The 14,982-nt window shown below is 29.6% G+C and carries 15 protein-coding genes; 3 read left to right on the top strand and 12 right to left on the bottom strand.

Annotated elements, in window-relative coordinates:
- Positions 1–2: 2 nt before the first annotated feature.
- From KEC93_RS11965 to KEC93_RS11930, 8 genes are all read right to left on the bottom strand, one after another.
- A complete protein-coding gene (locus tag KEC93_RS11965; protein WP_012058549.1) occupies positions 3–683 on the bottom strand; it encodes a GTP pyrophosphokinase in 681 nt (226 codons plus the stop codon).
- A gap of 228 nt (positions 684–911) precedes the next feature.
- Positions 912–1,433 carry a 3D domain-containing protein gene (locus KEC93_RS11960; RefSeq protein WP_023976619.1) on the bottom strand — a complete coding sequence of 174 codons (522 nt, stop codon included), beginning with the start codon at positions 1,431–1,433 and terminating at the stop codon, positions 912–914.
- Positions 1,434–1,919: 486 nt separating this feature from the next.
- Positions 1,920–2,684, bottom strand: coding sequence for an endonuclease/exonuclease/phosphatase family protein (locus tag KEC93_RS11955; RefSeq protein WP_077868842.1), 765 nt, complete (start codon positions 2,682–2,684; stop codon positions 1,920–1,922).
- 91 nt (positions 2,685–2,775) lie between these two features.
- Complete coding sequence (locus KEC93_RS11950; protein WP_077868843.1) at positions 2,776–3,912, bottom strand: 5-methyltetrahydropteroyltriglutamate--homocysteine S-methyltransferase; 1,137 nt, start codon at positions 3,910–3,912, stop codon at positions 2,776–2,778.
- A 164-nt stretch (positions 3,913–4,076) separates the two neighbouring features.
- Complete coding sequence (locus tag KEC93_RS11945; protein WP_077868844.1) at positions 4,077–5,198, bottom strand: 5-methyltetrahydropteroyltriglutamate--homocysteine S-methyltransferase; 1,122 nt, start codon at positions 5,196–5,198, stop codon at positions 4,077–4,079.
- A gap of 20 nt (positions 5,199–5,218) precedes the next feature.
- On the bottom strand, positions 5,219–6,151 hold the full coding sequence (locus KEC93_RS11940) for a LysR family transcriptional regulator (RefSeq protein ID WP_077868845.1): 933 nt from the start codon (positions 6,149–6,151) through the stop codon (positions 5,219–5,221).
- A gap of 131 nt (positions 6,152–6,282) precedes the next feature.
- Positions 6,283–6,465 carry a DUF1858 domain-containing protein gene (locus tag KEC93_RS11935; protein ID WP_012058543.1) on the bottom strand — a complete coding sequence of 61 codons (183 nt, stop codon included), beginning with the start codon at positions 6,463–6,465 and terminating at the stop codon, positions 6,283–6,285.
- A 191-nt stretch (positions 6,466–6,656) separates the two neighbouring features.
- Positions 6,657–7,310, bottom strand: coding sequence for an HAD family hydrolase (locus KEC93_RS11930; protein ID WP_012058542.1), 654 nt, complete (start codon positions 7,308–7,310; stop codon positions 6,657–6,659).
- Between the two features lie 192 nt (positions 7,311–7,502).
- Here KEC93_RS11930 and KEC93_RS11925 point away from each other — a divergent pair, with 192 nt between their 5' ends.
- Both KEC93_RS11925 and KEC93_RS11920 read left to right on the top strand, forming a co-directional pair.
- Positions 7,503–8,048 (top strand): NADH peroxidase, encoded by a 546-nt coding sequence (locus KEC93_RS11925; protein ID WP_023976625.1) that lies wholly within the window; start codon positions 7,503–7,505, stop codon positions 8,046–8,048.
- A gap of 44 nt (positions 8,049–8,092) precedes the next feature.
- Complete coding sequence (locus tag KEC93_RS11920; RefSeq protein ID WP_023976626.1) at positions 8,093–8,413, top strand: DUF1540 domain-containing protein; 321 nt, start codon at positions 8,093–8,095, stop codon at positions 8,411–8,413.
- 151 nt (positions 8,414–8,564) lie between these two features.
- On the opposite strand, the gene KEC93_RS11915 is transcribed toward KEC93_RS11920, so the two are convergent.
- The 4 genes from KEC93_RS11915 to treP all read right to left on the bottom strand — a co-directional run bounded on the left by KEC93_RS11915 (position 8,565) and on the right by treP (position 13,266).
- A complete protein-coding gene (locus tag KEC93_RS11915) occupies positions 8,565–9,005 on the bottom strand; it encodes a GNAT family N-acetyltransferase (protein ID WP_023976627.1) in 441 nt (146 codons plus the stop codon).
- A gap of 21 nt (positions 9,006–9,026) precedes the next feature.
- Complete coding sequence (locus tag KEC93_RS11910; protein ID WP_077868846.1) at positions 9,027–9,518, bottom strand: HD domain-containing protein; 492 nt, start codon at positions 9,516–9,518, stop codon at positions 9,027–9,029.
- Positions 9,519–10,179: 661 nt separating this feature from the next.
- Complete coding sequence (gene treC / locus KEC93_RS11905; RefSeq protein ID WP_077868847.1) at positions 10,180–11,832, bottom strand: alpha,alpha-phosphotrehalase; 1,653 nt, start codon at positions 11,830–11,832, stop codon at positions 10,180–10,182.
- Positions 11,833–11,850: 18 nt separating this feature from the next.
- Positions 11,851–13,266, bottom strand: a complete 1,416-nt coding sequence (gene treP / locus KEC93_RS11900; protein WP_023976630.1) for a PTS system trehalose-specific EIIBC component — start codon at positions 13,264–13,266, stop codon at positions 11,851–11,853.
- Positions 13,267–14,198: 932 nt separating this feature from the next.
- Between treP and KEC93_RS11895 the strand changes: the two genes are divergently transcribed.
- Positions 14,199–14,918, top strand: a complete 720-nt coding sequence (locus KEC93_RS11895; protein ID WP_077830026.1) for a UTRA domain-containing protein — start codon at positions 14,199–14,201, stop codon at positions 14,916–14,918.
- Positions 14,919–14,982 lie beyond the last annotated feature (64 nt).

Genomic DNA, 14,982 nt, shown 5'->3' with positions numbered 1-14,982 from the left:
ACCTATCTTAGTTTTTCTACCTTTCTTTGTATATCCTGCATCCTCATATCTGTAGATGCTATAAGCTCCGCACATTCCTTTAAGTCTTGCGTAATATGCAGCGGTCCATCTCCAGATGTCTTATAATATAATTTATGCTCAAGACTAGCCCAAAAGTCCATAGCTATCGTTCTAATTTGAACTTCAACTCTGACTGGCTCCACATGATCCGAAAAAAATATTGGAACCTCTATAACTAAATGAAGACTTCTATAGCCATTTGGCTTAGGACTGTTTATATAATCTTTTTCTTCAATTAGTGTTATATCATCCTGTCTTATTAGCATATTGGCGATATCATATATATCACCTACAAAAGAACAGATAACTCTAATTCCCGCAATATCATTTAAATTCTTTTTAGCAGATTCAATGCTCATTTCGAACCCTTTACGTTTAAGTTTATCCATAATACTGCTTGGAGTCTTCACTCTAGATTTCATGTATTCAATCGGATTCCTCTTCCTCTTTATCTTAAGTTCATCATCTAAAATATCTAATTTAGTCTTAACTTCCTTTATTGCTGATCTATAAACAAGTAACGTTTCATTCATCTCTTCTATTCTTTCTTCAACTAATTCTGGTGATATAATGTTTTCTCTACTGTCCCAAAATATTTGATCATTTTCTTTTGATTGACCCATAAGCCTATTGTCCCCCTTAGTCTAAAAAAAGACTCTTCTTAACAAAATATATGTAATATATATTGCAATGCACATTTCACAATTCACAATTACAACTAAAATTCTTGTAATATTTTTTAGAATTATGATAAAGGACTATTTTTGCAATATATATTCTATTTTTTTCTTGCTTTATTTCCTCATACTAACATAATTTTAATTGAATATTAGAAAAACTTCAAGCTACTATTATTTTATTAGATAAACTGTAGTCTTTTTTCTTCCAAATTCCTTGACTTGCTCATGGGTTGGAAGCCACACATCTATTATATAGGTGCCATCGCTTTTAACTTTAACTGCGCCACCTCTATCTTCTGCATCAAAAATACCGTCATCTTTATAATCTTTTAAATCCGGAATATATATTTTACTTCCTAACGGAATATTTTTAGGTACAGCTATAGTTCCAACTCTAGTATGGGTCTGCATTGCGGTTTCTGAGCCCCAAGCTTCTGAGCATATAGCGCAATTACAGTAGGCTGTTAATTCTGCTTTTATCGGCACTTTAGGTGCGGCAGTTAATACTTTTTCTATGCTCTCATTGTTATTAGTAGTATTCACATTTACATCAGAGGGCTTCTTATCTTTTCTAGCTATTAAGCCGCTGTAATTTATTTCACCAAATGTTACTTTACAATAAGCTGCAAGCCCACCTAAGACAATTGCTAAACATATGTATGTTACGCATACACATTTCTCTAATTTCGACAATAAATTTATTCTCCTTTATATTAATAATATATTTTTTTATTTTATTTTTAATTTATTTACAATATATACTATTATATAATATTTTTTCTTCATTTTAAAGTTAATTGGTTCATCATGTATTTATATCCAGTATAATCAACAAAATATAATTTCAACTTGTTAATTTACTAAAAATCCCATAACAACAAAATCTCCGCCGGCTGTGTAGCTTGAGATTCCACTATAATATAAAATTCTAGAGAAGTAAAAAAATCGCAGGCGACTGTTATTAAGTTCCGTATTGTGCATATAAGAACATTTTATGTAGGCGAATATGATTTATTTTCTTAATCATATTTTTACAATCCAACATCTTCTTAACCACTTATATAACTAGCTTTCAAAATTCAAAATTTTTATACTTTTCGAGACAATAAAAAAAAACTTGGATTCATAATCTTAGAATTCCAAGTTTTTTACTAATGCTTTATTTAAATTTTTATACTTTTAATTTATTACTATATCTGCCATTAAAGGATAATGATCAGAGGGATATTTCCCGTTAACATTATATTTAATTATTTCAGCATTAACTACATCTATTTCCTCCGATACAAATATATAATCTATATGAAGCCCTTTTCCTGACCTTTTGAAATTTCCTATTGTAGATTCATTATATAAACCCATGTTTACGTCTTGTACTGGTAATAATTTTTTACTTGATATTTTCCCCTCTTTAAGACTTTTAATCAACTTACTATTAGGTCTATCATTAAAATCTCCCATTAGTATAACAGGAAGTTTTTCATTTTCTATAAATTCTAGAATTTTTTTTAAACCATACATTCTTGCCTTTGGAAGCAGATTATCTAAATGAGTATTACAAACCCTAACTCTTCTTCCATTATCCATTTGTAAAATGGCTGTTGTGCAAATTCTTGGAAGATATGAGTACCATACGCGGCTTCCTATCTTATCTGGAGTTTCAGATAGCCAGAAAGTTTTATAATCTTCAATTAAATAATTTCTAGAGATTAATAAACTGTTCCTTTCGGAAGAAACTTTTTTCCCTCTTGGAGCTCCAATAATATTATATCCCTCAATATTTTCTTTAATATCATTAAGCATATTATCTTTAATTTCCTGAGCCCCTATTATATCGCATTTATACTCATTTATTACGTTATAAATTAAGCTCCTTCTAGTATTCCATCTATCATTAAAATCTATAGGAACATCGCGTCTTAAATTAAAGGTCATTACTCTCATTTGGATCCTCCTTCTAATTTGCTTTTTATATTTCAAATTAGCCTATAAATATAATTATATTATACTCACTTAAGGAAGAAATCATATATTTTTATTTCCAAATTTCTTCTGAAATTTCTCTTACTAACTTTATCTTATTCCATTGTTCTTCTTCTGTTAGAATATTTCCCTCCTCAGTAGAGGCAAAACCACATTGTGGACTTAAGCAAACTTGGTTAATATCTACGTATTTTGTTGCTTCTCTAATTCTTTCTTTAACTTCTTCTTTATTTTCTAATATTCCTGTCTTAGAACTTATTAAGCCCAAAACTACTTGTTGATTTTTAATAAACCTTAATGGTGCAAAATCTCCTGCACGATCTGTATCATACTCTAGATAAAATCCATCTACATTTACAGTTCCAAAAAGAATTTTTGCTACTGGTTCATATCCACCAGATCCTGCCCATGTTGAATTATAATTTCCACGGCAAACATGCATTGTAATAACCAAATCTTCAGGATGCTCTTCAATTGCTAAGTTGTTTACCTTTGCGTATAGTTTAGCAATATCATTTGTATCTACGCCTTCTTGTTGTCTAGCTTCCCAATATTTTTTATCACAAAGCATACCCCAAGTACAATCGTCAAGTTGAAGATTTCTGCAACCTTCATTATAGAATGCTTTAATAGCTTTTTTATAAGCATTTGCAATATCTAAAATTAACTCATCTATGTTTTTATAAATAGATTCTGTAATCTCCTTATTTTCACCACGTTGAAGTTCTGCAAGAAATTGTGCCGGTGCTGGAATAGTCTGTCTAGCGACTACATCATCTCCCGAGATACTCTTTAAAAATTTATAATGTTCAACCATCGGATGATTACTAAAATCTATTTTTCCTGTTAATGCGGCTGTTTCTGCTCTAGTTTCTAGTCCGTTAAATTTATAGCCTGTTTCTAGTACACGTTTTTCTACCCCATCCAATCCCCACATAAAATCAAGATGCCACCATGAGCGCCTAAATTCTCCATCTGTTACTGCTTTAAGCCCAAGTTCCTTTTGTTTTTTCACTAATTTTATTATTTCTTCATCTTCTATTCTTTTTAATTCATTACTTGAAATCTCTTGATTTTGAAATTTAGCACGCGCCTCTTTAATAACCTCTGGTCGTAAAAAACTTCCTACAATATCAGCCCTAAATGGTGCAACACTTCTTTGTTTTGCATTTTTAAATTCTATACTCATTTTTTTAATCCCCCTTAATTGCCTCGCTTTATTCTTGAAATCAGTATAGCATGTTTAACCCCAAGTAAGGTAACTTCAAAAAACTATTACTGGCTATAATATTTTCCTATAACAAACAAATTCACTTTTAAAAAGCAAACTTCTAAACTAGCCCTTATGACAATCTATAACTTCCAAATTTCATTAGCTGTTTCAATAACGAGTTTAATTTTCTCCCATTGTTCTTCTTCAGTAATTATATTTCCCTCTTCTGTTGATGCAAAACCGCACTGTGGGCTTATGCAAAGTTTATTAATATCTACATATTGAGAAGCTTCTGCAATACGATTTTTTAATTGCTCTTTACTTTCAAGGCCTCCATGCTTTGTCGTTACAAGTCCCAATACAACAAACTGATCATTTATAAATCTTAGCGGCTTAAAATCTCCGCATCTTTCACTATCGTATTCAAGAAAGAATCCATCCACATTAGCATTAGAAAATAATTCTTCTGCAATAGGTTCATATCCACCTGATGCAAATCCTATTGAATGTAGATTTCCACGGCAAACATGCAAGGTTATAATCATATCTTCTGGTTTTTCTTTAATGCTCTCATTTATCAATCTTACATAATTCTTTGAAAGAGCTTCTGGGTCAATTCCCCGACTCCTAAAATAACTTCTGTGTCTTTCACTACATAGGGTTCCCCATGCAGTATCATCAAACTGCAAATAACGACAGCCTACATCGTAAAACTCCTTTATTGCAGATTTGTAAACACTAATAATATCTTCCATCAGTTCTTCATCACTGCCATATACATTATTTTTATTGTGACTTTGAACAAAATGAAATAGAGATGGTGATGGAATAGTAAATTTGGCAATATTTTGATCTTTAACAATGCTATTTAAATACTTAAAATGCTCTAACATTGGATGCTTATTAAATCTTATCTTATCAACAATTTGAAAGCTTTCAGCCTTTGTTCTAGATCCCTGAACGCTACCTCCTTGATTTAATATTATTTTCTTTGTACCTTCTATTCCAACAAAAAAATCAAGATGCCACCAAGATCTCCTAAACTCTCCATCAGTAACAGCTATTAATCCTATTTCTTTTTCCTTTTCTATAAGCTTCCTTATTTCTATATCTTCAATACTTCTCAGCTCTTCAGCATTTATCTCTCCAATATTATATTGTTTCCGTGCAATCTTAATTTCATCAGTTCTAAGAAAACTTCCAACTATATCATATCGAAAAGGTGGACTATTTCTCTTTGTACCTATAATCTCATTACTCATATTTTCCTCCATTTAAACTGCTATAACAGATAATAGTTTAAGTCGAAATAATTTGTTGAAATAATTTCGTTCAAAATCTCAATGTAGCGCGTTGTTATTTTATTAAGCTTAATATCCTTATGGGCTATCCATCCGACTGTGAAAATTTCATCACATTCTATTGGTATTGCTTTAAGTTTGCTTTCATCAAAATCCGAGTCTATAAATCCTGTTCCAATTGTATAACTATCTGTACTGGTTAATAAAGTTGAAAGTGTTGCTCTATCAATAACTTTAATACTTTTAGGTACATTAGCCATATTCATCATTTCTTCTGAAAAATTAAATGAATTATTAATTCCCTGTTCAAATGTTATATAAGTAAATTCTAGCATTTCATTAGTAGTAACACTTTCTTTAGTAGAAAGAGGATGATTGTTACTGATAATTATATGTGGGTTTGCATTAAAAAGTGGAGTGAATTTCAAATTACTATCACTAAAAATTCTATTCATAACCTTAGAGTTTACTTCGTTAATATATAAAATTCCAACATCACTACGAAGAGTTTTTACATCATCTATTATTTCATATGTCTTTGTTTCTCTTAAATTAAACTCATACTGATTTGTTTCAATTTCCTTTAAGAGTTTTGTAAATGCATTTACAACAAAAGCATAATGCTGAGTTGACACAGAGAAATGCATAATCTTTTCTCTTCTTCCATGATAGCGATCCTCAATAAATTCAGCTTGTTCACTTATTTGGCGAGCATACCCTAAGAATTCAATCCCATCTGAAGAAATGCTAATTCCTCTATTGGTCCTCTCAAATATTACAATTCCCAGTTCACTTTCAAGTTCTCTTATTGAATTAGATAGACTTGGCTGGGATATAAATAATTTTTTAGCTGCCTCGTTTATTGACCCGTACCTTGCAATTTCAAGAGCATATTTTAATTGTTGCAAAGTCAATGTTTTTCCCCCTTTCAGCTAAAATCCTTTATTTGATATTATAATCTAGATTTTATCATTTATAAATATCTATGATTTTCTTTACACAAAAAAAGACCGCTTAGTTTTAAGCAGCCTTTCTATTAAGTATATTATTTATTTAATTGTTCTAATAATTCTTCTAAATTTATTCCATGAACTTTAACTGCATCTTCAATTGTTTCAGCTTGTGCAGATGGGCATCCAACACATCCCATTCCGAAGCTCATTAAAATTTGTGGTGCATTTTCCTTTATACGAATTATTTCTCCTATTGTTAAATCCTTAGTTATCATGTTGACATTCTCCTCTCATATATCTTAATAAATTATCTTTTAAGTTTTTATTGTTTATCTTTAATCTTATTATAATGTTTATTCCATATTACTTCCGTAACTGATGTTACAATAAAATTAATTTTTATATTTCTTTACTGAGTATTGAAGATATCAACATAATTATCCTTATATAACTGATTTATAATTTTTTAAAGAAGAATATTCAATAGTTCTTCTGTATCCTTAACTATATATTCTGCTCTGGCTTGGGTTAGTTCAATAACATCTCCAAAACCATAAAGAACTCCCACTGATTTTATATTATTTTCTTTTGCGCCGATAATATCATGTTCTCTGTCTCCTACCATGATAACCTTTGATAAGTCTGTAATATTAGCCTCTTGTAAAGCATATTTTATTACATCCCCTTTATTTACTCTTGTTTCTTCAAAATCTGCTCCAGCTGCAAAATCAAAATATTTATCGATTTTAAAGTATTGTAAAATTTGCCTTGCATACACTTCTGGTTTTGATGTAGCAAGTACAATTTTTTTATTATTTTTCTTAAGCACCTCTAGAAGTTCTGGTATTCCATCATACAACTTATTTTCATAGATACCTTTTTCAGCAAAATATTCTCTGTATTTTACCAATCCAAGCTGTGCTTTTTCCTCATCGAAGTTATAATATTCTTTAAACGAATCCTTTAAAGGTGGTCCAATAAATTTGTTTAATTCTTTAAGGTCATCAACTAAAATTCCAAAAGACTTTAAAGCATATTGAACTGATTTAGTTATTCCTTCGCCAGAATCAGTAAGTGTTCCATCTAAATCAAATAATATATATTCAAAATTGTTATTCAAGTAAAAATTCCTCCTTGTTTATCACTCTTAAATCACTCCAATAAATTATAACATATTTAGAAAATTATACGACACCTGAATAATTTAATTAATAAAAATTATATATTAATATTTTTGTTTTAATTGGTAATACTATTTTTAAGGTTGTTTAATACCTAAAAAATACAATAATAGTTTATGGAGGAATTTTAAATGAAAAGATTTGTTTGTACTATTTGTGGTTATATCCATGAAGGTGACACCCCACCAGACGTTTGTCCTATCTGTAAAGCAGGTGCTGACAAATTCAAAGAAATGACTGACTCATTAAATTTTGCTGATGAACATAGAATCGGTGTTGCTGGCGGTCTTAATGATGAATTATTAGAAGGTTTAAGAGCTAATTTCATAGGTGAATGTACTGAAGTCGGAATGTACTTAGCAATGTCCCGTCAAGCTGACCGTGAAGGTTATCCTGAAGTAGGTGAAGCATATAAAAGAATTGCTTATGAAGAAGCGGAACATGCTGCTAAATTCGCAGAACTTTTAGGGGAAGTTGTTGTTCCTGATACTAAATCTAATTTAAGTGCTAGAGTTGAAGCTGAATATGGTGCTTGCGAAGGTAAAAAGAAACTTGCAACCTTAGCTAAGGAGCATAATTTAGATGCTATACATGATACTGTTCATGAAATGTGTAAAGATGAAGCAAGACATGGTAAAGCATTTAAAGGCTTACTTGATAGATACTTTAGCAAATAATATTATAACTAGATTAAGATTTAACTTAAAGGAGTGTGTTTTTTATGGAAAAAATTAATTGTGAAGTAAATAATTGTTCACACAACCATAGTGGAGTTTGCTATTCAAATAGAGTTGATATTGGTGGAATGTCTGCAAGTAGTGAAAGAGGAACTTGCTGTGGTTCATTTTTACAAGAATCTCATTATAGTGACTTAACTAATAATACTAATTCTCAAGGAAAATGCGATGCTCTAACTTGCAACGTTGAAACATGTAATCATAACACTAACAAACTTTGTAGCCTAGATTCTATACAAGTAGCAGGTAATGGAGCCCAATTATATACTGAAACTAAATGTGCTAGTTACGATTCTAGAGAATAATTAGAATATATGATTAAGTGTTCTATATTCTAATATTCCTAACAATAGGTATTCTGAAGAATATTTAAATATCTATTCTTCAGAATACCCATATATAATTTTAGACAGTTTATTTACATATAAAAACCAGTTCGATGATATTATATATTTTTTAGATTTCCTTTCCCATCATTATCATATTCTCAAAAGTTTTGAATCCATGCTTCTTATAAAAACCTTCTGTTTCATTAGTTTTAAGTGTCAGCAAAATCACTCTATCTATCCCCTTAGCTTTTAATCTTGTTATAAATTCACTCAGCAACTTTGAACCTATACCTGCACCTTTAATTTTAGGTTCTACACAAAGTTCTTTAATTTGAAAAAGTACTGCATCATAATAATATTCAATGCTTCCAAGTATCATTCCCACTAATTTTTCCCCATCAAATGCAACCAGTCCATTAAACCCTTCGCAATTTATCATCTGAGATATGCGTTTAGATGCACTTTCAATAGTCCATTTGTCATTCCACGGTTCACAATTAAAAGCATTTACATAAACTTCTGAAATTTCTCTAATAATTTCTCTATCTAAATTTTTATATTCTATCATTTTATTACCCCTTATTTTGTATTACAGGTATAAGCTATTTAAAAATTCTGTTCCTGATTTTGTTTTAAAGTATTTATTTTTTATACTTTCAATTTGAGGAGTTTTTATTTCATCTTCATAAATATTAACTAAAAAATCAGCTTCTATTAATATTTGATAGTCAATGCCATCAATTTTGCTATATGTATGATGATGCCCAATCAAATAGCATACTCTTTCAATAAATTCTTCACTAAAATTAAATTTTGAAAGCATTTCCTTTGCAACAGGAGGCCCTTCAAGCTCCTGATAATTTCCAGCAGAAGAATTATATTTTTCTTCACTAACTTTTATTCCTATATCATGCATTACTGCAGCTACTTCTAAAATTTCCTGCGTCTTCTTATCTACATTTTCAATTTCCCCTATAGATTTAGCAAAAGAAAATACCTTTAAAAAGTGATTAACCCTTCTTGGATCTTTTGCATAGTATTTTATCATTTCATTTATTATAGTACTAATTTTTTCATTCATAATTACATTTTAGTCTGCAGCATACTTTAATAGTATACCCAGAGCTAATCCACCTTCCTTCTTAATAATATATCTTATTTAATTATTATACTAATTCATAAGATATATTAATATAGCTTTTATATTAATTCTTATACTTATAAGACTTATCTTTTGAAACCACCAGCCTCTTCGTTAAATATTATTATAACTAGCTTTAACTTCATATTTTCTCTACCTATATATAAACTGCGCACATAAAAGATTATAAATTCACGTATTAACACTGGAAGCCTTTATAATTTTTTTGTACAAAAAAGTAACAACCACCCATTTTCTAGGCAGTTGCTACTGTAATTTCTATATATTATATAATTTTAAAGTTCCTAATTTTCTATTGATAACACACTCATAAACTATACTTAGACTATGAAATATCTTTTAACTAGAAATGAGTAATATACTTTTGTGGAATGTTTCATTGGTAATTTTGATAGATGTGATTCTTTGGCTATAAGTTGTTCCAAATGTGCTAGTTCAAAGCTTGTTCTTTGAAGCTAGCACTTTGGGTGCAACTTTATAGCCTTAGAATCACCTATCAGAATTACCTAGAAACTGGAACAAAAGTATGTTATTCATTTCGGTGAGTTATAAGCATAAGTATATATTATAGTTGGGTTATCTATATATGATATACAATTGATTCAAATGGTCTTAAATTTAACTCTTTATTTAATACACTACTATCTTTATAATTTGATATTAATATTTTACTCTTAGCACTTTTATTTGCATATTCATCAGGAATCTCTACTTTTGTACTTTCTCCATAAAAATTATTTATGACAAGTACTGTAGTGTCGCCTAAATTTCTTACATATGAAAGTACTTTATTATTTTCTTCAAGAATAAACTTTATACTTCCATTTGAAATCACTTCATAATCTTTTCTCAACCTTATTAGCTTTTGATAATGATAGAAAATCGAATCTTCATCCTTTAATGCTTGTTCAACATTTATTCTTTTATATTCACTGCTAACAGGTATCCATGGTTCACCTTTAGTAAATCCAGCATTTTCACTATCATCCCATTGTACTGGGGTTCTAGAATTATCACGAGATTTTGCTTTTAAAATCTGTAATATCTCTTCTTCAGATTTTCCTTGCTCTTTTAAAATATTATAATAATTTATAGATTCTACATCTCTATACTTCTCTATGCTATCGAAATAAGGGTTTGTCATTCCAATCTCTTCACCTTGATACACATATGGAGTCCCCCTCATCATGTGTATTGTAGTTGCCAGCATTTTAGCACTTTCTTTTAAATATTCTTTATCATTTCCAAACCGAGAAACTATTCTAGGCTGATCATGATTACACCAAAACAGAGCATTCCACCCATTTTGAATTTCTTCTTGCCAAGTTTTAAATAACGCCTTCAACTTCATAAAGTCAAAATCCATAACAGTCCATTTATCGCCTTTATAGTAATCAACCTTTAAATGATGGAAATTAAATACCATTGATAATTCTTTTTCTTCTGGATTAGAATATCTTATACAATTCTCAAGAGAAGTTGATGACATTTCTCCTACAGTTACAATATCTTCATATTCTCCATAGGTATTTTCATTAAGTTCGTGGAGATAGTCATGAATTTTAGGACCATCTGTATAGAATCTTCTTCCATCACCTTCTGTATCACTTTCAAACTTTTCTGGTTTTGAAATTAAATTTATAACATCAAATCTTAGCCCTTTGACACCCTTTTTAAGCCAAAAGTTAACAACACCATAAATCTCATTTCTAACTTCTTCATTATCCCAATTCAAATCTGCCTGAGTTCTATCAAAAAGATGTAGGTAATATTCATCAAACTTTTCTACATATTCCCATGCATTTCCACCAAATTTAGATTTCCAATTTGTAGGTGGTGTATCTTTTTCTGATTCCTTAAATATATAGAAATCTTTATATTTTCTATCTCCGCTTATAGCTTTTTTGAACCATTCATGTTCTGTTGATGTATGATTAAGTACCATATCAAGCATTACATATATATCTCTTTTTTCTGCTTCTTGTACTAATTTTTCAAAATCTTCTAATGTACCAAAGCTTGGGTCAATATTATAGTAATCAGAGATATCATATCCGTTATCTACTTGAGGAGAAGGATAAAAAGGAGTAAGCCATATATAATCTATACCTAAATTTTTTAAATAATCTAATTTTTCTATTACTCCGTTTAAATCTCCAATTCCATCACCGTTTGTATCATAAAATGATTTAGGATATATTTGATAAATAGTACTTTTCTTAAAATCCTTCATAATTTCTTCCTTCCTATCCTAGCTTATTGCTTTCTTTTTCCCTACAATTACTGTAAGAACAAATGGTACTACTACTGCTACAAGCATTGCTAATGCAAATATCATCATGAACGCTGGTTTTATTGATAATATACCTGGAAGTCCTCCAACACCGATTGAGTTTGCCATTACGCCACTTCCAACTGAAATTATAGCTGCTATTGCTGATCCTGCCATTCCACAGAAGAATGGGAATCCATGTTTTAAGTTAACACCAAACATTGCTGGTTCAGTTACACCAAGATAAGCTGAAATGCAAGCTGGTACATTAACTTCTTGAGCTTCTTGATTCTTTCTTTGTAAATATATCATAGCTAAAACTGCTGAACCTTGTGCAATATTAGATAATGCTATCATTGGCCAAAGTGATGTTCCTCCAAATTGTGCCATTAATTGAAGATCTATTGCATTTGTCATGTGGTGAAGTCCTGTAATAACAAGTGGTGCATAAAGGAATCCAAAGATTGCTGCAAAAATCATTCCAAATGAAGATGTAAGTCCACCATATACTACTTTTGAAATCGCTGCACCAATTGCCCAGCCTATAGGTCCTATAACAATATGAGCTATCAAAACAGCTGGTACTAAAGCAAAGAATGGTACAACTATCATTGATATTGATGCTGGACTTATCTTTCTTGCACCTCTTTCAAGAAATACTAATGCAAAACCTGCAAGTATAGCTGGTATAACTTGTGCTTGATATCCAATCATGTTTACATGTGCAAATCCAAAATCCCAGAAAGGTATTTTATCAGCTGGTGTACTTGCCACTGCATATGCATTTAAAAGTTGTGGTGAAACTAATGTAATACCTAAAACTATACCGAGAATTTGGGTTGTCCCCATTTTCTTTGTAATTGACCATGTAATACCTACTGGTAGGAAATGGAATATAGCTTCTCCAATTAACCATAAGAAACTGTTTGTCCCAGCCCAGAATTGAGATACTTCAACTAAAGATTTTGTTCCGCCTTCTAATAATTTCATATCTCCGATAACATTTCTAAATCCTAAAATCAAACCTCCAACGATGATTGCTGGAATAAGTGGTGAAAATATTTCTGCTATATTTGCCATAAGCTTTTGTATAAAAGTCATATTGTTTTTAGCAACATCTTTTACTGCGTCTTTACTTACTCCATCTATTCCTGAAACTGCTATAAAGTCATTATAAAATGTTGATACTTCATTTCCAATTATAACTTGGAACTGTCCTGCTTGTGTAAATGTCCCTTTAACACTTTTTAATTTTTCAATTTCACTTACGCCAGCTTTACTCGGATCGTTTAATACAAATCTCATTCTAGTAACACAATGTGTAACTGCTGAGATGTTTTCTTTTCCACCAACTAGCTTTAATAGTTCTTTTGCATCATTTTGAAATTTCCCCATTATTAAAACCTCCAATTTGATTTTTATTACTTTAAAGAATAAGTTCATGAATATTAATACAATTTTGTTTTGTATTAGTCCAATTGAACAATTAATTAATAAATTTTATATTAAACCTAACATTTAAATGTTTACAATATCATCATAATCTATTTTAAACATATAGTCAATAATATTTTTAATATTTGTTTAAACAAATTTCTTGAAAATGTTTAGTATCTAGTATTTAAGCCATCTTATGAGATAAAACAAATTTAAAATATGTTTAAACATATTTTAAATTTGTTTAAATAAACTATTCAAATTTTAGTTTTTTCACCCCTTTACTAAATCATCAAATCAAGTTTAAATTTACAAATCTCCTAAAGGTTCAAATTCATATCTTTACTAGAAATCATAAATATTTTGATTACGAAAAGCTATGAAAATATCGCTGGAGATTCTAAGCAACTTTGTAAATATATTCATCTAATAAATCTAATTTTCAAGTTGTTTGTCTATATAGTGCAAATTTTTTAGGTGTTGGAGTGGCTTACATTATCATACATTAATAAATTACACAAAGTAATTTATTACCTTATTATTTTAATTATTTAGTTAACTTATTAAAAAAAATAAAGTATAATATATTCATTAAAACCTATAGATAACACAATCATAAATTATAATTAGACTATGGAACACCTCACAACCAGAAATGAGTAATAAACTTTTGTAACCACAAGGGTCATAATATGGAATGTTTCATTTCGGCGAGGTATACGCATAAGTATAGATTATGGTTGAGTTACCTATGGTACAAATATTTTATATATGCTCCAATGATAAATCTGCATTTAAAATTCTAGTTGGATAAACGCTCAATTAAGTATAAGATGTAGAAATCCAATTGCAGCATATATACCCCAAGATAACTTAAGGGAGTGTTAACTTTGCCTAATGTAAAATTCAAAGATATATATCACATATTAAAAAGCAATATAGATAACGGTAAGTATGATAATTCTATGATGCTTCCAACCGAAATGGAATTAGTTGACAAATTTGAATGTAGTAGAAATACTGTTAGAAGAGCAATTAATGAACTGAGCAAAGATGGATATGTTAAAAGCGTTAAAGGTAAGGGCGTAATCATATTAGAAAGCAGAGAATCAATAGAACTTCCTATTGGAAATCTACTTGGGTTACAGGAATTACATACAAAAAAGAAATTCACTACTAGTGTTGTGCATTTTTCAAAAATAACTATAGATGAATCCTTATCAAGAATAACTGCTTTAAAATTAGATACTGAAGTATATCACCTTCATAGAATAAGATTTTATGATAATGAACCAATTATCCTTGATGTGAATTATTTTAGTGCTGATGTAGCAAAAGATTTGACTATAGAAATTGCTCAAAATTCCGTATATGAATATATTGAAAAAGATTTAAATACAAAAATTCTTGCTTCAAAAAAAATTATTGTTGTTGAACATGCAACAGAATTAGATAAAAGATTTTTAGATTTAGGTACATATGATTGTGTTGCTGTCGTAAAAACATATGCTTATACTGATTCAGGTAAACTTTTTGAGTATACAGAATCTCGTCATAGGCCAGATAAATTTGTATTTGTTGAATCATCATCTTTAAGAAAAAATATTTAATCATAGTAAATGACATTTTTTTATTCTTTTATAGTATTTAGCTCTAGTAAAATAGACTATTATA

Source organism: Clostridium beijerinckii (assembly GCF_018223745.1).
Taxonomy (GTDB): Bacteria; Bacillota; Clostridia; order Clostridiales; family Clostridiaceae; genus Clostridium; species Clostridium beijerinckii.
Note: the sequence above shows the minus strand (reverse complement) of the source record. Positions and strands in the feature narration are given on the sequence as shown.